This window comes from Lyngbya sp. CCAP 1446/10, from assembly GCF_026130175.1.
GTDB lineage: Bacteria > Cyanobacteriota > Cyanobacteriia > Cyanobacteriales > Microcoleaceae > Microcoleus.
The window spans coordinates 45313-65161 of record NZ_JAIGNI010000022.1; the positions used below are offsets into that span (position 1 = coordinate 45313).

Annotated in this window: 12 protein-coding genes; 9 read left to right on the forward strand and 3 right to left on the reverse strand. The window is 48.5% G+C overall.

What is annotated here, in order from left to right:
* Nucleotides 1-324 precede the first annotated feature (324 nt).
* From K4039_RS11720 to K4039_RS11740, 5 genes are all read left to right on the forward strand, one after another.
* Nucleotides 325-3705 (forward strand): amino acid adenylation domain-containing protein, encoded by a 3381-nt coding sequence (locus K4039_RS11720; RefSeq protein ID WP_265235363.1) that lies wholly within the window; start codon nucleotides 325-327, stop codon nucleotides 3703-3705.
* Nucleotides 3671-3829, forward strand: coding sequence for a hypothetical protein (locus tag K4039_RS11725; protein ID WP_265235364.1), 159 nt, complete (start codon nucleotides 3671-3673; stop codon nucleotides 3827-3829). Before K4039_RS11720 ends, K4039_RS11725 begins: the two co-directional genes overlap by 35 nt.
* Before the next feature lie 24 nt (nucleotides 3830-3853).
* On the forward strand, nucleotides 3854-8920 hold the full coding sequence (locus tag K4039_RS11730) for a type I polyketide synthase (RefSeq protein ID WP_265235365.1): 5067 nt from the start codon (nucleotides 3854-3856) through the stop codon (nucleotides 8918-8920).
* Nucleotides 8921-9088: 168 nt separating this feature from the next.
* Nucleotides 9089-9964, forward strand: a complete 876-nt coding sequence (locus K4039_RS11735) for a cupin-like domain-containing protein (RefSeq protein WP_265235366.1) — start codon at nucleotides 9089-9091, stop codon at nucleotides 9962-9964.
* Nucleotides 9965-10209: 245 nt separating this feature from the next.
* On the forward strand, nucleotides 10210-14238 hold the full coding sequence (locus K4039_RS11740) for a non-ribosomal peptide synthetase (RefSeq protein WP_265235367.1): 4029 nt from the start codon (nucleotides 10210-10212) through the stop codon (nucleotides 14236-14238).
* A 303-nt stretch (nucleotides 14239-14541) separates the two neighbouring features.
* Here the strand turns inward: K4039_RS11740 and cobS are convergent, their stop codons facing one another.
* Complete coding sequence (cobS, locus tag K4039_RS11745) at nucleotides 14542-15339, reverse strand: adenosylcobinamide-GDP ribazoletransferase (RefSeq protein ID WP_265235368.1); 798 nt, start codon at nucleotides 15337-15339, stop codon at nucleotides 14542-14544.
* A gap of 259 nt (nucleotides 15340-15598) precedes the next feature.
* Between cobS and K4039_RS11750 the strand changes: the two genes are divergently transcribed.
* The 3 genes from K4039_RS11750 to K4039_RS11760 all read left to right on the forward strand — a co-directional run bounded on the left by K4039_RS11750 (nucleotide 15599) and on the right by K4039_RS11760 (nucleotide 17615).
* On the forward strand, nucleotides 15599-16048 hold the full coding sequence (locus K4039_RS11750; protein WP_265235369.1) for a hypothetical protein: 450 nt from the start codon (nucleotides 15599-15601) through the stop codon (nucleotides 16046-16048).
* Between the two features lie 238 nt (nucleotides 16049-16286).
* Nucleotides 16287-17414 carry a tRNA guanosine(34) transglycosylase Tgt gene (gene tgt, locus K4039_RS11755; protein WP_265235370.1) on the forward strand — a complete coding sequence of 376 codons (1128 nt, stop codon included), beginning with the start codon at nucleotides 16287-16289 and terminating at the stop codon, nucleotides 17412-17414.
* Nucleotides 17415-17477: 63 nt separating this feature from the next.
* Complete coding sequence (locus K4039_RS11760) at nucleotides 17478-17615, forward strand: photosystem II reaction center protein K (RefSeq protein WP_006634808.1); 138 nt, start codon at nucleotides 17478-17480, stop codon at nucleotides 17613-17615.
* A gap of 85 nt (nucleotides 17616-17700) precedes the next feature.
* Here K4039_RS11760 and K4039_RS11765 read toward each other — a convergent pair whose 3' ends face one another.
* Nucleotides 17701-18252 carry a glutathione S-transferase family protein gene (locus K4039_RS11765; protein ID WP_265235371.1) on the reverse strand — a complete coding sequence of 184 codons (552 nt, stop codon included), beginning with the start codon at nucleotides 18250-18252 and terminating at the stop codon, nucleotides 17701-17703.
* Nucleotides 18253-18456: 204 nt separating this feature from the next.
* A complete protein-coding gene (locus K4039_RS11770; protein ID WP_265235372.1) occupies nucleotides 18457-19032 on the reverse strand; it encodes a manganese efflux pump MntP family protein in 576 nt (191 codons plus the stop codon).
* 197 nt (nucleotides 19033-19229) lie between these two features.
* Between K4039_RS11770 and K4039_RS11775 the strand changes: the two genes are divergently transcribed.
* Nucleotides 19230-19829, forward strand: coding sequence for a cytochrome b/b6 domain-containing protein (locus K4039_RS11775; protein ID WP_265235373.1), 600 nt, complete (start codon nucleotides 19230-19232; stop codon nucleotides 19827-19829).
* The last annotated feature ends 20 nt before the right edge of the window (nucleotides 19830-19849 follow it).

Below are 19849 nucleotides of genomic sequence, written 5' to 3' on the forward strand. Positions count from 1 at the left end.
GAATCGATCGACAATAAATCGCAAATAATAGGACTCGACTTGTGAAATCGATATTTTTACTGTGGCTGCATCCTATGTAATTATACGGTTGCGAAACGGTAGACGCTAGGCATAGAATGTATTTGTAGGTTGAATATGTGTGAGTTGACAGGAGGGTAAAATTTGAGTTAGCCTCGGTTGGTAGAATAAAAATTTATTTACAGTAAAAAACACAACATTCAGATGCTGGCGATCGCGCTTTTGCCTGAATGGTTAATTAAAAGAAGTCTTAAAAATTCCGTTACACTTGTTCCTAAGTTTTTAGTTCAATACTCGCAGGTAAGTATGTCTTTGCCAGCAGCCGACCGTCCCCAATCTGTAGCAACTGATAGCGAATGTTCCTATCAACTTTCACCGATCCAGCAGGGGATGTTGTTCGAGGGCCTTTCGGGTCAACAGTCAGGGGTAGATATCGAACAGGTACTGTGCAGCCTGGGCGAAGAATTGAATGTTTCAGCTTTTGTCGATGCTTGGCGCCAAAGTGTCGATCGATATCCAGTTTTGAGAACGAGTTTTAGTTGGTTGGATCGAGAGGTGCCGGTGCAAACTGTACACCAACAAGTCGAAGTGCCAATTGTTGACGAAGACTGGCGCAGTTTGTCGGAGGACGATCGCGCCCGCCAACTCGCAACCTTTTTGCAAGCCGATCGCCTGCAAGGATTTGACCTAACTCAACCGCCGCTGATGCGTTTGGCTTTGTTCCGAGTTGCGGAAACTCAATACAAACTCATCTGGACTTATCACCATATTTTGCTTGACAATACCTCGGCAATAACTGTTTTGCAAGCAGTTTTTACCTTGTACGAAGCCCTGACTGGTGATCGACAATTAGAATTAACAGCGCCAAATGGCGATCGAGCTCGCAGCGATCGGATGCAGCCAGATATCTCGAAAACAGAAGAATTTTGGAGGCAATACTTAAGCGGTTTTTGCGATCGTACCCCTTTGGTTGGCGGTGTTTCCCCGGTAGGGAAGATAGCAAACCCGCAAGAAAATTTACCCTCACCAGAAATCAGGCTTTCTAGCAGTGTTACCGCAGCTTTAAACTCTCTAATTCAAAAACAACAATTAACCCTGAATACCCTGCTGCAAGGAGTCTGGGCTTTACTCTTGAGCCGCTGTTCCGGTTCGGAAGATGTAGTATTTGGATCTATTTGCAACAGTCGATCGCCAAATATAGAAAAAATAGAACCAGCAGTAGGGTTGTTCATCAATACTTTGCCGCTGAGAGTAATTGTCACTCCAGAAATGCCAGCGATCGATTGGCTGAAACAACTGCAAAATCAATGGAATGCGGTGCAAGAATACAGTAACGTACCGCTGGCAAAAACTCAAGAATGGAGCGAAATCTCCCGCAGCAGCGCTTTATTTGAAAGCTTGCTAGTAGTTGAAAAATGCCAGTTCAATTCTGCCTTGCAATCTCTAGGCGGTAACTGGAACAACCGAGAATTTCAGGTTTTAGAACAGACGAGTTTTCCCCTAACAGTTTATGGCTACGGGGGAGATGAATTGCTGCTGAAAATTGCGGGCGATCGCCAGCGGTTCGATCCGATCGCCCTGACTCGAATGTTGGGACACCTGCAAACTTTGCTCGAAAGTATAGCAGCGAATCCCCAGCAGAAAATCAGCAAATTGTCAATGCTGACAGCAGCCGAAATTGCTCAATTGCAGGCCTGGAATCAAACTGAGGCAAATTATCCCGACGACAAATGCGTTCACCAATTATTTGAAGCGCAAGTTGAGCGATCGCCCGATGCCATTGCCGCCGTTTTTCCCCACAATTCCCAACAGCAGCTTACCTATCGCGAACTCAATTCGCGATCGAATCAACTAGCCCATTACTTGCAGGAATTAGGAGTCGGGCCCGATGTTTTAGTCGCGATTTGCATGGAACGTTCCTTAGAAATTGCGATCGCCGTTTTAGGCATTCTCAAAACAGGCGCAGCTTACGTGCCGATCGATCCAGCCTATCCCAAAGAAAGGCTGACTTTCATGTTAGCCGACACCAAAACTCCCGTTATACTCACACAATCTCACTTAGTTTCGGGCTTGCCGGAACATCAAGCGCGAACCGTTTGTTTGGACGCAAACTGGCAAGAAATCGCCAATTATAGCACCGAAAACCCCGCCAGCACCGTATCTCCTGAAAACCTAACTTATACAATATATACATCAGGTTCCACAGGCAAACCCAAAGGAGTTCTCCTCCCGCACCGCGCCCTAGTCAACCTAATTGCGTGGCAACTGCAAAACTCCACCTTGGAAGACGCAGCCAAAACCCTGCAATTTGCCTCCCTCAGCTTCGATGTCTCATTTCAAGAAATGTTTTGTACTTGGTGTGCGGGCGGCACCCTCGTTTTCATCACCGAAGAAATGCGGCGAGATCCACGGAGTTTGTTGCAGCTAATCGACACAGAAAAGATTCAAAGACTATTTCTCCCTTTCATCGCCCTGCAACACTTAGCCGAAGCCGCCGATAGCTATCAGCTAGTACCCAAATCGCTGCGCGAAGTAGTCACCGCCGGCGAACAGTTGCAAGTCAACCGTTACATAGTCAGTTTCTTTCAGCAGCTAGAAAATTGCACCCTGCACAATCAATACGGCCCCTCGGAGAGCCACGTTGTCACAGCTTATACCCTCAGCGGCCCGCCGGAAAATTGGCCCGCACTGCCTCCGATCGGCCGCCCTGTTGCCAATACGGAAATATATTTGTTACACATGAATGGTGAGCCTGTGCCGATCGGCGTTCCTGGAGAATTGCACATTGGAGGTATCTGTTTGGCGCGCGGCTACCTCAACCGCCCGGACTTGACTGCTGAAAGATTTATTCCCAATCCCTTAAACGATTTTAGATTGCCAATTTTAGATTTTAGATTGGAGGAAGATGCACAGAAACCAGAGATTGCTGAAAGCCAAGAAGTATCTAATTCTGCCCGATCGCATCTCCTTTATAAAACAGGAGATTTAGCTCGCTACCAGCCCGACGGTAATATCGAGTACATCGGACGTATTGACGGTCAAGTCAAAATTCGCGGCTTCCGCATAGAGTTGGGAGAAATCGAAACTGCACTAGCAAAACATCGGGCCGTCAAACAAGCTGTAGTGCTAGCGCGGGAAGATACACCGGGAGACAAACGATTGGTTGCTTATTTAGCAGTCAATCCAGAAGAGCAACTAACAATTGCCGACCTCCGCGTCCAATTGCAATCGCAACTCCCCGATTACATGGTGCCTGCGCTGTTTGTGACTGTGGAGGCGATGCCGAAGACTCCCAGCGGCAAAATTGACCGCCGCGCCCTACCAGCACCTGACTCGCAGCGACAAGAACTGTCGCAGGGTTACGCGGCACCGCAGAGCGAGTTGGAGAAAGTGCTAGCGGGCATTTGGTCTAAGTTGCTGAAGCTCGATCGCGTGGGGATTCATGACAATTTCTTCGAGATTGGAGGCAATTCTCTGATGACTCTGCAAATTGCGGTGCAAGTGCGGGATCTACTACAAAAAGACTTGCCAGTTGTGAAATTGTTCCAGCATCCGACGATCGCCCAATTGGCCAATTATTTAAACCAAGGAGAAAGTACGAAGCAGTCTAGTAACAAATTTCAAGATAGGGCCGATCGACAAAAAGCTGCTTTTGGTCGCTCGAAGCAATCTACTAAAAGAGGCTAAATCGAAGGAAGAAGGAATAAGGAAGAAGGAAGAAGGAAGAAGGAAGAAGGAAGAAGGAAGAAGGAGGAAGAAGGAAAATTTATACAGTAAGTTGTTGATTTATTTTTGTTTGACGTTCGATTAAATTGATTTTACTTAACTTAAATTTATGAATGATTCAATCGATTCCGAAGAAAATCAAGAACTTGACGGCATTGCCATTATCGGCATGGCCGGCCGCTTTCCCGGTGCTGCAAGTGTCACTGAACTGTGGCAGAATTTGTGCGGGGGAGTCGAGTCTACAACGTTTTTCAGCGATGCGGAACTAGACCCCAGTGTTGATCCGGCCCTCCAACAAGCTCCAAATTACGTCAAAGCTAGAGGAATTATTGACGGGGCCGATCGCTTTGATGCTGCATTTTTCGGTGTCAGTCCCCGCGAAGCCGAAATTACCGACCCGCAGCAACGGGTTTTTTTAGAAATAGCTTGGGCCGCCCTCGAAAATGCAGGCTGCGATCCCAATACTTTTAACGGTTCGATCGGAGTTTATGCCGGCACTGGCAACAATACTTATTTTCCCAACAACATCGCCGGGCGATCGGACATAATTTCCCGCGCCGGCGAGTTTCAGGTGATGGTAGGGAACGAAAAAGACTACATCGCTACCCGCACTTCTTACAAACTGAATCTCAAGGGGCCGAGCGTCAGCGTTCATACCGCTTGCTCTACATCATTAGTTGCAATTTGTCAAGCTTTTTATGCTTTGATGAGCTATCAATGCGATTTAGCTCTCGCCGGCGGGATTTCGATTACGGCTCCCCAAAATAGCGGTTATTTGTATCAAGAAGGGGGGATGTTTTCTAGCGACGGACATTGCAAACCTTTTGATGCCCAAGCTGAAGGCACTGTGTTCGGCAACGCTGCTGGGGCTGTGGTACTCAAGCGTTTGGAAGAGGCGATCGCCGACAGAGATACAATTTATGCGGTAATTCGTGGCGTCGGTTTAAATAACGACGGGGCGGCAAAAGTCAGTTTTGCAGCGCCCAGCGTGGATGGACAAGCAGAGGCGATCGCGATGGCGCAGGCGATGGCAGGTGTAGATCCAGAAACCATATCCTACGTCGAAACCCACGGCACCGCAACTCCCCTCGGCGATCCGATCGAAATTGCAGCCTTGACACAAGCCTTTGCTCTCAAAACCACAGCTAAACAATTTTGCGCGATCGGCTCCATCAAAAGCAACTTCGGACACACGATCGCCGCCGCCGGAGTCACGGGGCTAATTAAAACAGCTTTAGCCCTCAAACACCAACAAATACCCGCCACTCTCCACTACGAAACACCGAATCCGGCGATCGACTTTGCCAACAGCCCCTTCTACGTCAACGCCGAACTTGCGGAATGGAAAGCCGGGAAAACGCCCAGAAGAGCGGGAGTAAGTTCCTTTGGAGTCGGCGGTACCAACGCTCACGTTGTGCTCGAAGAAGCGCCGGCACTCACACCGTCAAGCCCTTCTCGCCCCAGACAGTTGCTGCTGCTATCGGCAAAAACAGCATCTGCTTTGGACGCGGCTACTGCAAACTTGCGATCGCACTTCGCCGAAAACCCAGAAATCGATCTCGCCGATGCTGCTTACACCTTGCAAACCGGGCGGCAAGCCTTTAATTACCGCCGTTTCGCCGTTTGCAGCGATCGCTCCGATGCCCTAGAGTTACTCGCATCCCTGCCACCGCTACGCACTGCCACCCGCTGCACCGAATCGAGAAATCCGGCGGTAATCTTCATGTTTCCGGGACAAGGGGCGCAATACGTCAATATGGGCTTGAATTTGTACGAATCTGAGCCTTTATTCCGCTCCACGGTCGATCGCTGCGCCGAAATTTTGCAGCCGCACCTAGGCCTAGATTTGCGCCAAGTGCTATATCCCGGTAGCGATGAAACCGCAGCCGCCGAGTCTCTCCGCCAAACCTTTTTGACTCAGCCTGCAATATTTACCGTAGAGTACGCGCTGGCCCAACTGTGGCAGAGTTGGGGCGTAATTCCCCAAGGTGCGATCGGGCACAGCATTGGCGAATTTGTCGCGGCAACTATCGCCGGCGTGTTTTCCCTGGAAGATGCGCTGATGCTGGTGGCTGCTAGAGGGCGCTTGATGCAAGATTTACCGGGGGGATCAATGCTGTCGGTACGGTTGCCGGCGGCGCAAGTCGAAGGGCGCTTGAGTGGGGATTTGGCTGTGGCGGCGGTGAATGCGCCGGATTTGTGCGTGGTTTCTGGGCCCACAGATGCGATCGCACTTTTTGAACAGCAATTAACCAGCGAAAAGATTGTCTGCAAACACTTGCACACTTCCCACGCTTTCCATTCGCCGATGGTAGATTCGATCGTCGAACCTTTCGCTGAATATGTCAAAAAAGTGCAATTGTCAGCGCCAACTATCCCCTTTGTTTCGACTGTAACTGCTAGTTGGATCACCGCAGAACAAGCAACAGATCCGATGTATTGGGCGCGGCATTTGCGGGCGACAGTGCGTTTTGCTGATGGCATTAAAGAGCTGTGGCAAGATCCGAATCGCGTGCTTTTGGAAGTCGGGCCGAGAACAACGGCTGCTACTTTGGCTCGCAAACAATCCAAAGATTTGAAAAAACAAGTCGCTATTTCTTCTTTAACCGATAATCCAGATAACAACGCTGAATGGACTGCTTTGTTGAGTGCCGCCGGACAGCTTTGGCTTTGCGGAGTGTCGATCGACTGGCAGAGTTTTTATCAGGAGGAAACGCGCGATCGCATTCCCTTACCAACTTACCCGTTTGAAAGCAAACGCTTCTGGATCGAACCCATGCGGAGAGAGGGGGAGATGGGGAGAGTGGGAGATGGGGAGAATTCCCAACGCCCAATGCCCGATGCCCAATCCCCAATGCCCGATGCCCAATCCCCAATGCCCGATGCCCAACTAACAACTATCAACTCATTACCAATGTCAAATTTACAAGTCGCAACCCAACAACTAGCTCGCAAAGAAAGACTCATTCCCCAAATCAAAAATATCTTAGAAGAAACTTCTGGTGAAGATTTAGGCAGCGTCAGCGACGATATGACCTTTTTAGAAATGGGTTTAGATTCTCTATCTTTGACTCAAGTAGCGCTGAACCTGCAAAAAGAATTTAAGGTTAAAATTACCTTCCGCCAGCTACTAGAAACTTTCCCCAGTCTCGAAACTTTATCTGAATTTATCGACGGATCTTTGCCGCCGGAAGTTTTGCCCGCAGCAATTCCCGCAGCAATTCCCGCAGCAATTCCCGCAGCAATTGCCGTACCAATTCCCGCAGCAATTCCCGCACCAATTGCCACACCAATTGCAGCCAGCGCCCCGGTAAATCTGCCAGCCCCGCAACCTCAAATCTTGCAACCCGTACCATCTAGCAACCTCGAATACTTGATCGGCCAGCAGTTGCAGATTATGTCGCGACACCTAGAATTGTTAGGTGGCGGTGTTCCCGCACAGCCTGCACCGACAGCCCCAACTCAAATGGTGCAGCCCCCCGCACCGGTGCAACATATCCCGCAATCGAGCAATAACAGCAGCACGATCGCCCCAACCGCCCAACCCGCACCATCCGCCGAGCCCACCGCCGAGCCCAAAAAAGTATTCGGCGCAGCCGCCCGCATCGATACATCCGATCGCGGTGCCCTAACTCCCTCGCAAACTGCATATTTAGAAACATTTGTCAAGCGGTATACGGCGCGAACCCAAAAATCGAAACAGTACACTCAGACTCACCGCCACCACCTCGCAGATCCGCGCGTAGTTTCCGGCTTTAACCGGACGATGAAAGAGTTGGTTTATCCGATCGTGGTGGGACGATCGTCCGGTTCCAAACTTTGGGATGAAGACGGTAACGAGTATGTCGATTTAACCAACGGTTTCGGGTCGAACTTTTTCGGATATTCAGCGCCATTTGTTACAGAAGCGATCGCCGCCCAAATGCAGCGCGGATTTGAAATCGGGCCGCAAACACCGCTAGCGGGGGAAGTCGCCGAACTCGTGTGCGAAATGACCAAGCACGATCGCGTGGCATTCTGCAATACCGGTTCTGAGGCAGTTTTGGGTGCAATGCGACTCGCCCGCACCGTCACCGGCAACAGTACAATCGCCATGTTTACTGGCGACTATCACGGGATTTTCGACGAAGTAATCGTGCGCGGAACTAAGAAATTGCGATCGCTCCCAGCAGCACCGGGAATTCCCCAATCCGCCGTTGACAATACCCTGATCCTCGACTATGGCGAACCCGAATCCCTAGAACTTCTCAGAGCGCGGGCGGGCGATTTGGCAGCCATCATGGTAGAACCGGTACAAAGCCGCCGCCCCGACTGGCAACCGCGAGAATTCCTCCACGAAGTGCGCCGGATTTGCGATCGAGCCGGTTGCGCCTTCATCATGGACGAAGTGATTACCGGATTCCGAGTAGCACCGGGCGGCGCTCAAGAATATTTCGGCGTACAAGCCGATATCGGTACCTATGGCAAAGTTGTCGGCGGCGGAATGTCGATCGGGGTAATTGCGGGCAAGTCTGCCTGGATGGACGCTTTTGACGGCGGATTTTGGCAATTCGGAGATGACTCGTTCCCCGAAGTTGGCGTTACCTATTTTGCAGGAACTTTTGTCCGCCATCCGCTGACTTTAGCAGCCGCCAAAGCATCCCTCGAATATTTGAAACGGGGCGGGCCTTCATTGCAGCGCGATCTCAATGCCAAAACTGACCAATTAGTTGCAGAATTGAGCGCCATGTTCGATCGCGAGCAAACACCTTTCACGGTTAAAAACTTTGGTTCCCTGTTCAAAATCTCCTACCCGCAAGATTTTTCTCATGGAGAATTGCTCTTCTACTCGCTGCGGGAAAAAGGCATTCACATTTGGGATCACCGCCCGTGTTTCCTGACGCTAGCCCATTCCGACGCAGATATTGCTTTTATCAAGGAAGCATTTAAAAACAGTATTGCCGAATTGCAGTCAGCCGGATTTTTAGCCGGTGGATCTGAGGAAGCTGTGAGGGCGATCGAATTCCACAATCACAGTAATATTAATGGAGGAAAGTCCTCAACTGCTTTCGCCCAAAATGCTCCCGTACCCGGTGCAAAATTAGGGCGAGATCCTAACGGTAATCCCGCTTGGTACGTAGCCGATCCAGAGCGCCCAGGCAAACATTTACAAGTAGGAGATAATTTATCCAATTGATTGTTAAAGTTGGCAATTAAATCCGGCAGGGGCGGGTTCACCAACAATAATTGCCTGAAATCGATCGTCTAAAAAACCCGCCCCCACCAAACGATAAATCTCAATCTACCTGTAAATAATTTTCACATCGGCAATGAATTTCAACTAAACAACACAGGAAAAACCCAAATGCTCCAAACAGCAAAAACTCTTCAAATAGACCGCCGCACAGGCCTGACTCACCAGGAATTTGTCAGCGAGTACCGCAATCCCGGCAAACCAGTTATTTTCACCGATTTATCAAAAAATTGGCCCGCAGCAGCGAAATTTACCCCAGAGTATTTTGAAGACAATTTTGGCGATCGCGAAATAGAAATAGGTGGCAAGATTTACACCCTCACAAAATTGTTCGACTTGCTGAAAAATTCCACCAAAGAAAATCCGGCTCCCTATCCTTTTAAACTCAATGTCCGCAAAGATTTTGCCGATTTAGAGCCTGATGTCTCTCCCCGACCGAGCATTGCCAAACCCGATCGCACCCACAGCAGCTTAATCCCGAAAAAGCTGCTCGATAATTTGTACGACTTAGAAATCTTCTTTGGCGGCCCAGGAGGAGAATTTCCTTATTTGCATTACGATTTTCTAGGGCTTTACGCCTATATCAATCAGATTTACGGAGAAAAAGAATTTACCATTTTTACGCCGGAACAGCAAAAGTATCTCTATCCGCGCCAGAATTCTCCTTGGGTGTCTGAGATTGAAAACCATCACAATCCTGACTTAAAAAAATATCCGCTTTTTGCTGAAGCTACGCCCACAAAAATTACCATCTCAGCCGGTGAAACGCTGTTTATTCCCTGTGGCTGGTATCACACGGCAAGGTCGCTGACTTTAACAATTTCCGTAGCATTTGACCAGCTTTGCGAATCAAATTGGGATTTTTTTACGAACGAATGCTGCATTCCTAGAGGTCAAAATTCCTTCAAAGCCAAAATGATTAAAGCCTATCTAAAAAGTGCAGGTGCCGTGCTTAGTGCTCGCGAAAAATTGATGGGGACAGATTAATAAATTCGATTGTAGCTTGCTTCTGCGTAGCAGTACAAAGCGAACCCAACATAACTTCTGATTGAACCACAGAGGGCGCAGAGCAAGCAGAGAAAAAGGAGAGAAATTCATCGTTCCAATGCTTATCGGATTTGATACCCCTATGATTCTCTCTCTCTGCTTACCTCCTCTCTCTGCGCCCTCTGCGCCCTCTGCGGTTAAAAAACATTATCTAGATCAGTTATTCTACTGTTAATTAATATCCCATGAAAACAACCGCAGATATACCATCAAAACTAACTGCTGTAGACTTCGATCCCTTCGCAGGGGGAGAACTTTTTGCTTGCGTACCCCCCACGGAAGCGCAGAAAGAAATCTGGATTGCCGTGCAAATGGGAAATGAGGCAAATTGTGCTTACAACGAATCGATGTGTTTGCGATTGCAAGGAAATCTCGATCTTGAATCTCTGCGATTTTCCATTCAGGAATTAGTGCAGCGACACGATGCGCTGCGGGCAACATTTAGCCCCGACGGATCGACTCTTTGCGTTGCTGCGTCGATCGCCCTCGATATTCCAACGATTGACTTGTCAATTTTGGACGATCGCGATCGCGAATCGAAATTAGCTTATTTGCGCCGCCAAGAAGTCGATCGCCCATTCAACCTAGTCAGCGGGCCGCTGTTTCGCAGTCAAATTATTAAGCTGCAAGAACAGGAACACATCGTTATTATCACCGGTCACCACATTATTTGCGATGGCTGGTCTTGGGGCATCTTATTTCCCGATTTGGGAGCAATTTACTCTGCCAAAAAGCAAGGATTAGCCGCCAATCTTCCCCAACCAGAAAGTTTTACAGAATACGCAATTTTACAAGAAGCACAGTCAACAAGCACCGAAGTTATTGACGCAGAAGACTATTGGTTAAAGCTTTTTTCCGACACAACTCCGGTGGTGGATTTGCCGACAGACAGACCGCGGCCTGCTTTGAGAACTTACAATGGTTCGCGGGAAGATTGGGAACTAAATCCCGATCTAGTTGCTAACCTCAAACGCCTGGGAAAAAAAGCAGGTTGCAGTTTTTTTACAACTCTCTTTGCTGGATTTGAAGCATTTATGTACCGCTTGTGCGGGCAAGAGGATTTGGTTGTGGGAATGCTGGCGGCGGGACAGCTTGTTGGAGGAAAAGACAAGCTTGCCGGACACTGCGTGAGCTTGTTGCCGCTGCGCACCCGCATTGACGGGGAACAGTCTTTTATCGATTATTTGCGATCGCGCCGCACGGGAGTTTTAGATGCACTCGATCGCCAGCAGATTACATTCGGTACTCTGATGAAAAAACTAGCATTGCCGCGGGATTTCAGCCGCATTCCGCTAGTGCCTGTAACTTTTAATCTGGACGTACAGCTTACGGAAGAACAGCTTAATTTTCCAGGTTTTAAAGCTGAAGCTTTCTCGAATCCCAGAACTTATGAAAACTTTGAATGGGCGGTGAATGCCAGCGAAACAAAAAGCAAACTCGTGCTGGAGTGCCAGTACAATACAAACATATTTGATGCTGCGACAATCTGCCGCCGCATGGCTGAATTTGAGGTGCTGTTAGAAGCGATCGCAGCCAATCCAAAGCAGAAGATTTCAGAATTGCCCCTGCTGACAGAAATAGAGCGACACCAGCTCCACGTCGAGTGGAATAACACTTGGGCTGAGTATCCCCAGGATAAGTGCATTCATCAGTTGTTTGAGGCGCAAGTTGAGCGATCGCCTGATGCTATTGCGGTAGTTTTTGAAGAGGAAAAACTCACCTATCGAGAATTAAATGCAAGAGCCAACCAGTTGGCGCACTATCTGCGATCGTTGGGAGTGGGGCCAGAAGTGCTTGTGGGGATTTGCGTCGAGCGATCGCTCTTAATGGCGATCGGTCTGTTGGGTGTCCTCAAAGCCGGTGGTGCTTATGTTCCAATAGACCCTGCTTATCCTAGAGAACGTATTACCTACGTGCTGCAAGATGCTGGCGCACTCGTCTTGCTGACTCAAAAATCTTTACTTGAAAATTGGCCCGAAAGCGGGGCGCGTCTAGTGTGCGTGGATGCAAATTGGAATGAAATTGCCCAACAGAGTCAAGACAACCCTAACAGTTTAGTAAAACCGGATAATCTCGCCTATGTAATTTACACTTCCGGCTCCACTGGCAAGCCGAAAGGCGTGCAAATTCCTCACAGCGCTGTCGGAAATTTTCTCACCTCCATGTCGGGCACTCCGGGTTTAGAAGCGTCAGATATTCTTCTAGCCGTCACCACTGTATCTTTTGACATTGCGGCTTTAGAAATCTTTCTGCCGCTGACGTTAGGGGCTAGCAGTGTTCTAGTCAGTCGAGAAGTGGCTTCAGATGGTAGACAGCTTAGTGCTATTCTCGCTCGAACGGGCGCTACAGTTATGCAAGCAACACCCGCTACTTGGCGAATGCTTTTAGAATCGGGGTGGATTGGCAGTTCTAATTTAAAAATCCTCTGCGGTGGTGAAGCTCTACCTCGCGAACTAGCGAATCAATTACTCTCTCGTTGCGCCTCACTGTGGAATATGTATGGCCCCACAGAGACGACTATATGGTCGGCTGTTTCTCAGGTGACGGCGGGAGATGAGCCAGTGCGAATTGGGAGGGCAATCGCCAATACGCAATTCTATATCTGCGACTCTCATTTGCAGCCAGTTCCGGTAGGAGTCAGGGGGGAGTTGCTTATTGGTGGCGTCGGCTTGGCGCGGGGATATCTCAACCGACTTTCTTTGACTGAAGATAAATTTATTCCTAATCCTTTCAGCGATAAACCAGACGCGCGTCTCTACAAAACAGGGGATTTGGCCCGCTACCTGACCGACGGCAACATCGAATATTTCGGTCGCATGGATAACCAGGTAAAAATACGCGGCTTCCGCATCGAACTGGGGGAAATTGAAACCCTACTGAGCCAGCATCCCGATGTAAGAGAGACTGCGGTCATCGCCAGAGAGAACGTTGCTCTTGACAAACAATTGGTAGCTTATGTTGTCTGCCATCAGCAACCCGCACCCGCAATCAGTGACCTGCGCCGCTTCCTGAAAAAAAAACTGCCCGAATATATGGTGCCGGGTGCTTTTGTCGTGCTGGAGGCACTGCCGCTGACACCCAACGGTAAAGTTGACCGCCGCGCTTTGGCAACTCAAAAGTGGCAATCTGCCAGCGTTGCACCCGATGAAACAATTTCTGTTACCCCCCGCGACAAGTTAGAACTCCAAGTGACCAAAATTTGGGAACAAGTTTTAGGCATCAATTCAGTTGGCATCAGGGACAATTTCTTCGAGGTGGGAGGACATTCGCTGCTAGCAGCGCGCTTGTTAGCTGAAATTGAAAAAGTCTTCGGCAAAAATCTGCCACTGTCTGCTATGTTTCAATCGCCAACAGTTGAGCAATTGGCTAACATTCTCCGCGAACCGAATTGGTCGTCACCGTCACCGTCAATGGTAGTGATTCAACCGGGAACAGGAAGTTACAAACCCCCTCTGTTCTGCATTCACGCGCTCGGCAGGGGATTGGAATTTTACCGTCCTTTGCTGAATCATTTGGATCGATCGCAAGCTGTTCTGGGACTGTCTACCCAGATTATGGATGAAAAACTGGCTCCCCCCAATCGAGTTGAGGAATTGGCAGCTTATTACATCAAAGAAATGCAAGTTTTCCAGCCATACGGGCCTTATTTTCTGTTAGGAGTATCTTTTGGCGGGACGGTAGCTTTTGAGATGGCTCGGCAACTCAATGCGAAAGGTGAGAAGGTAGCTTTGCTGGGATTTTTGGATACTTACGGCCCGGATGCTTTCAAACATTTGCCTGAAATAAAAAGCGGTCAACGCGTGATGAAAATGTTACGGCTCAAACCAGGTGTATTTCTGAATAAAGCGAAGAGCAATCTGATGGGAAAAATCGAGATGCTTACTTTTATTCAGTATAGAATTTTGTGTAAATTTTACCGATTAATCGGGCGTCCCTTGCCGATTTATTTGGAAAATTTCACTCATGAAGAACTCAATAATGAGGCATTGAGACACTATGTAGCGGGAGTTTACTCTGGTCGAGCGACTATCTTCAAAGCGGTTGAGAGTGCATCGGTGTTTGGTGCAGATCGCGAATTGGGTTGGGGCGAGGTAGTTGCTGGAGGAATAGAGATTAACGAGATCCCTAGCGACCATTTGGGGATGTTACAAGAGCCCCACGTTCGGATACTGGGGGAAAAATTGCAGGCCGCAGTCGATCGCGCTCAAGGTTAACATTGGACAATTGACAGTTGATAGTTCACAGCAAAAACTCCGATCTAATTTTCGTTGTGAATTATCAACTATCAAATCGTTTCTGGTTGCATCGGAATGATTTAACCACAGAGGGCGCAGAGAACACAGAGGAAGATTGGAGAGAGATGAATACAGGACTATGAAGCGTGGATTTTATATGACTCGATTTTACAATTCCGATGCTACCGGATTTGATATTAATTGTTTAAATCTCCATCCTAAAAACTCGCTGTCAACTGTCAACTGTCAACTGTTAACTGTTAACTGTTAACTGTTAACTGTTTAACCTTCCAAGGCGGCCAAAAGACACAGCAACAAAGCCTCCGTCCACTCAACTACAGCACCGTAAGTATCGCCCGTGTGGCCACCCAAACGGTGGTTAAACCAGGCTCCGACAAAAATTCCGATCGCACTTCCGCCCAAAGCCATCCCCACCGCCAACAGCCACCGATCGCCCGACAAGACAACTTGCAGTACGCTCAAACTCAGCAGCAACAGCACTCCTGGGATAAAATCAAACGGAGAATAAATCGATTCTTTATGAAAAGCTCCCTTACCCTCCGGGCGGAGATAGGGATAACGGGCGATCGCCACCAGTTGCCCCCATCTCCCCCAACCTGCCACACCCATCAAAGCCAGCCACCGATAGTTACTCAAGTCCGAGAGAGCGGCAGTTTTCAGCAGGATGATCGCGATCGCAGCCATCGCCCCAAAAGCCCCTGTAACGCTATCCCGCATCACTTCCAGCCGGCGCACCGGGTCGGGGACGGCCAGCCCGTCCGCCGCGTCCATTGCTCCATCTAGGTGCAGCCCGCCAGTGATGGCAATGCCCAAAACTACTACTAATGCCGATCGAGTCAGAGCAGGCATACCCAACAAATGCAACCCAAGATCTGCCAGTCCCAGCATCCCGCCAATCAAAAGCCCGATCGCCGGAGCCAAGCGAGCAATGCCCCGAAACTCCAAAGTCCAAGACACCGGCACCGGCAAACAAGTATAAAACGCGACTGCGGCTGCAATGGCAGCGCCTTGATTCCGGAAAAAGTCGATTGTAGAGCGAACCAATTTATCATCCACCATAAGATAGAAAATTTTTCATCTGATATGCAGTTGTCAATCCCTTAGCGTGTGCCAGAATTGGAGCTGTAACACCCTAGTTTTTTGGATCGGGCATTCCTCCTGTCCGAGATATTTTCCCCGGAAAACCTCTGCCGGCAGCGATCCCGAAGCTCCGTATCTAAAATGACTAAACTGAAGATCCGCGTTTCCCTTCCCAAGAATTCTAGCTAACTCCCTGATTTCCAAGACGGGAACATACTACAACAGAGGCTTTTAATCCATGAGTCACGACCAATTGAATAACAGGGTAGTTGCTCCTTGCATCATCGATACAGGCATTGTCGTCAACAAGCGCGATATCAAAAGATTGCTGTTTGATTTAGGACGTGTCCGCTACCTTCACATCCAAGATGGCAAGATTTACAGCGAAGGAGAAGGTTATGTGCTCGAAGTCTTCGCCAACCCCCACCGTTCTACCCTGATTGCCAACCATGCGCTTTATTTGAACGTGTATAGTTTTGATTACCTAGAACTGAAACAGTCCCCTGATGAGGGTGCTTATTTTGACCTGATTCAAGACGGAAGACAGTTGCGTTTAATTCCCCTCTCCAATCCTTTGCAAGAGCAAGTCGCCCGGAATTTGGATGCTGCGGCTTTGGATGCGGTTGTAGATCAGGTACTCTCAGGCAACTGGGATCTGCAATTAGATGAGGATGATTCTCCGTTTTAATCACCAGTCAGTCGATTTTAGATTTTAGATTTTAGATTTTAGATTTTAGATTTTAGATTCACTCTACAGATGAATCTGGGAGATTAAATTTTGGTCTAAAATTTTTGGGCATCTATGAGAGGAGTCCGGGCTGGTCTCGGTTTTTTGGGCCCCGTCATGGGTTTTTTGTCTCAATCTCAACAACAATAGATTAGATAACACGGACTGCCCAGTAGCGGTTAAGCATCGACGGAGACTAATGACTGAAGACAACGGGAGATTTTCTTTTAAGTGTGAGGCTAACTGTAGCCATACCCAAGCACGTGCAGGGGTTTTTAGCACTCCCCACGGTATTGTGGAAACGCCTAAATTTATGCCCGTGGGGACGCTGGCTAATGTCAAAACGTTGACCCCGGCACATCTAGAAGACGCGGGAGCTCAAATGGTTTTGGCGAATACTTATCACTTGCACTTGCAGCCGGGGGAACGAATTGTCGCGGGCGCGGGCGGATTGCACAAATTTATGGCTTGGCCTGGCCCGATTCTGACGGATTCGGGCGGCTTTCAGGTGTTTAGCTTGAGCCAAATGCGGACTATTTCGGAGAATGGGGTGACTTTTCGAGCCCCCCGCGATGGCCGTATCATTAATTTGACACCGGAAAAGTCGATCGAGATTCAGAACGAGTTGGGCGCTGACGTGATTATGGCCTTTGACGAGTGTCCGCCCTACCCCGCTACACGGGACGAGGTGGAGGCCGCGACAAATCGCACTTACCGCTGGCTGCAACGCTGTATGCAAGCTCACTCGCGCCCGGATCAAGCTTTGTTCGGCATCGTGCAGGGGGGCGTTTTCCCAGATTTGCGATCGCGCGCGGCAAACCAGTTGGTAGACTTAGATTTGCCCGGTTATGCGATCGGCGGGGTTAGCGTCGGAGAATCGGGGGATTTGATCGCAGAGATTGTCAGAGTTACTGCGCCCCTGTTGCCGGCAAATAAGCCCCGTTATTTGATGGGAATTGGCACCTATCGCGAAATGGCGCTGGCTGTGGCGAGTGGCGTAGATATGTTTGACTGCGTGATTCCGACTCGACTGGGGCGTCACGGGACGGCTTTTGTGCGCGGGGAACGCTGGAATTTGAAAAATGCTCGGTTTCGGGAGGATTTTGCTCCCCTGGATGAGTCTTGTCCTTGCTATACCTGCCAAAAATTCAGTCGGGCTTATTTGGCGCATTTGGCGCGGGCTAAGGAAGCACTCAGCTATACTTTGCTGGCGCTGCACAACGTCACGGAGTTGATTCGCTTTACTGGGAGGATGCGGGAGGCGATTTTGGCCGATCGATTTACCGAAGAGTTTGCCCACTGGCTGACACCGAGTGTCGATCGATAATGATTGCCTTGGGTGAAGATATGCGACAATTATGAAAATTCTGTTGGATAGGTAGGTTGATTCATGGAAGCTGCATTACTCTTAGCAAAACTGCCCGAAGCTTATTCGATTTTTGAGCCTTTGGTTAATGTTTTGCCGGTCATTCCCGTGTTTTTCTTGCTGCTGGCTTTTGTCTGGCAAGCGGCTGTCGGGTTCAGATAAGTTTCATTTCATTAAAAATCAGGGGCAATTCACCAATTGCCCCTGATTTTAGCTGTTAAGTTTTGTTTCGTTCTGCTTTATGGCTTCAGCTACCGATCGCACTTTTAAATGCCGGTCTTTCCGAAATCCGCTTGATGTAATCTACCACAGCCGGATAAGCACTGAGGTCAAGTTTTAGCATCATCGGAATGTAGGCCAACATTGAGCCGACAGCAGCGTCAGCGACACCGAATTCATCGCCCATTAAAAACTGCTGTTTCTCGAAGATGCGATTTAACGGTTCTAACATTTTCGGGGTTTCGCGTTCCCGGCTGGCTTCGACAAATATTCCCGGCCCCAGGGTGGCGTTAGCAAAGATCACCCACTGCACAACTTGAGCTTGCTGCTCCAAAGTTTCGGGCATTTTACCATATTTTTGAGCTAAATACAGCAAAATTGCGCCGGATTCCCAAAGTTTAAAATCTCCGTCCACAATTGCCGGTACTTTGCCGATCGGGTTAATTTCAAGAAACTCTGGCTGCAAGTGTTCCTCTGCTTGCATATCCAGCATGACAAATTCGTAGGGAACCGCTATTTCTTCGAGATACCACTTGACAATTGAGGCCCTGCTGCGAGCTCCGCCGTAAAGTTTGAGCACTTAATTTTTGTCCTTTAATGCAATATTTCTGTTATACCATTTTTTGGTCAGTTGACAGTTGTCAGTTGACAGTTGTTAGTTGACAGTTGTTAGTTGATAGTTGATAGTTGTTAGTTGTTAGTTGTTAGTTGTTAGTTGATAGTTGTTAGTCAGTATCTAATGACTACTGCCCACTGTCAACGGCCCACTGCCCACAGACAACTGTCAACTGACTAATGGCACTTCTGTCAAGTGCAGAAACAAGATTCTACTGCCAATAAAAATCAAAATTGCTCCGCCCAAAATTTCAATTTTATTAGCAAACAAATTGCCGCACTTGTGACCGACAAACACACCAGCAAAGGCTAAAAAGAAAGTAATAAATCCGATCGCAGTCACCGCCGGAGCAATAGAATCTTTCAGAACCGCAAATCCGATACCAACGGCGAGGGCATCGATACTCGTCGCCACCGACAGCGTTATCAAAGTCCCCGTATCTAAGGGATTAAATTTTTTCTGGCATTCTTCAATTTGCAGCGATTCATAAATCATTTTACCGCCAATGAAACTCAAAAGGCCAAAAGCGATCCAATGGTCGATCGCAGATATCAAAAAACTGAAAGTCAGCCCGATAGACCATCCGATTATGGGCATCAAAGCTTGAAATCCACCGAAAAACAAGGCGATTTTTAAAGCTTTATTAACCTTCATATGTTTAATTGCTGTGCCGCTCGAAACAGCCACAGCAAAAGCATCTGCTGCTAGTCCCAAGGAAAGGAAGACGGTAGTGGCTGCATCCATTTTTGTAAACTGTTAGATGTTATAGGGAAAGTATTTCTCTTGACTGTTTTACTTTACACTAAACTTTGATAAAAATAGGTTTTTCTCATAATCCATTCATTTTTTTATCACATTTGTTTCACAATTTTCGGGGATTGAAAAAATCCGCCTTTAGCTGTATTATATGAAAGACTATCGATCGCATAGCAAAATTGAGAATGCCGCCATCTAAACCGTATCAGCCATTGCTGCTCAGATTACTGCACGGGCTTAATGCTGCGATCGCCCTTTTAGCAATTTTGACCGCATTTCTGGTGTACAACACCTATGACGGGCGGTTCGGCAAAGTGCCCGTGCCTCGAATTGCAGATATTATCGGGATTCACGGCACTTTTGGTAAGATGTTGCTGCTAGGAGTCATGCCGACTTTTGCATTGTACAGTTTCCTCGCAGGTAAAAAACGCTTGGTGCAGCCGGATTCTTTTGGGAAACTAACTCAGTTGGGAAAGCCTATTTGGTGGTATAGTTTGCACCGGATCGTGAATACGTTGATGTTGTTAGCGCTTACTTTTGCGATCGCCTCTGGGAGTATGGTTAAGGAAGAATGGCTACCGGCTGGAGATTTGACCCAGGTTTGGTATTATTTGCACATTTCTGGTTGGGCGGTATTAGTTTTTTGTCTGCTAATGCACTTGTTGATGAGTGCAAAGGTGGGGGGTTTACCGCTAATTTTGTCGATGTTTGATGTCGCGTACCGCCGGGAGGATTCGCCGGCGGCTTGGTGGCGCAAAATTCGCTCTTTAGTCGATCGCCCTTAATCGAGAACCGCCATTAATTG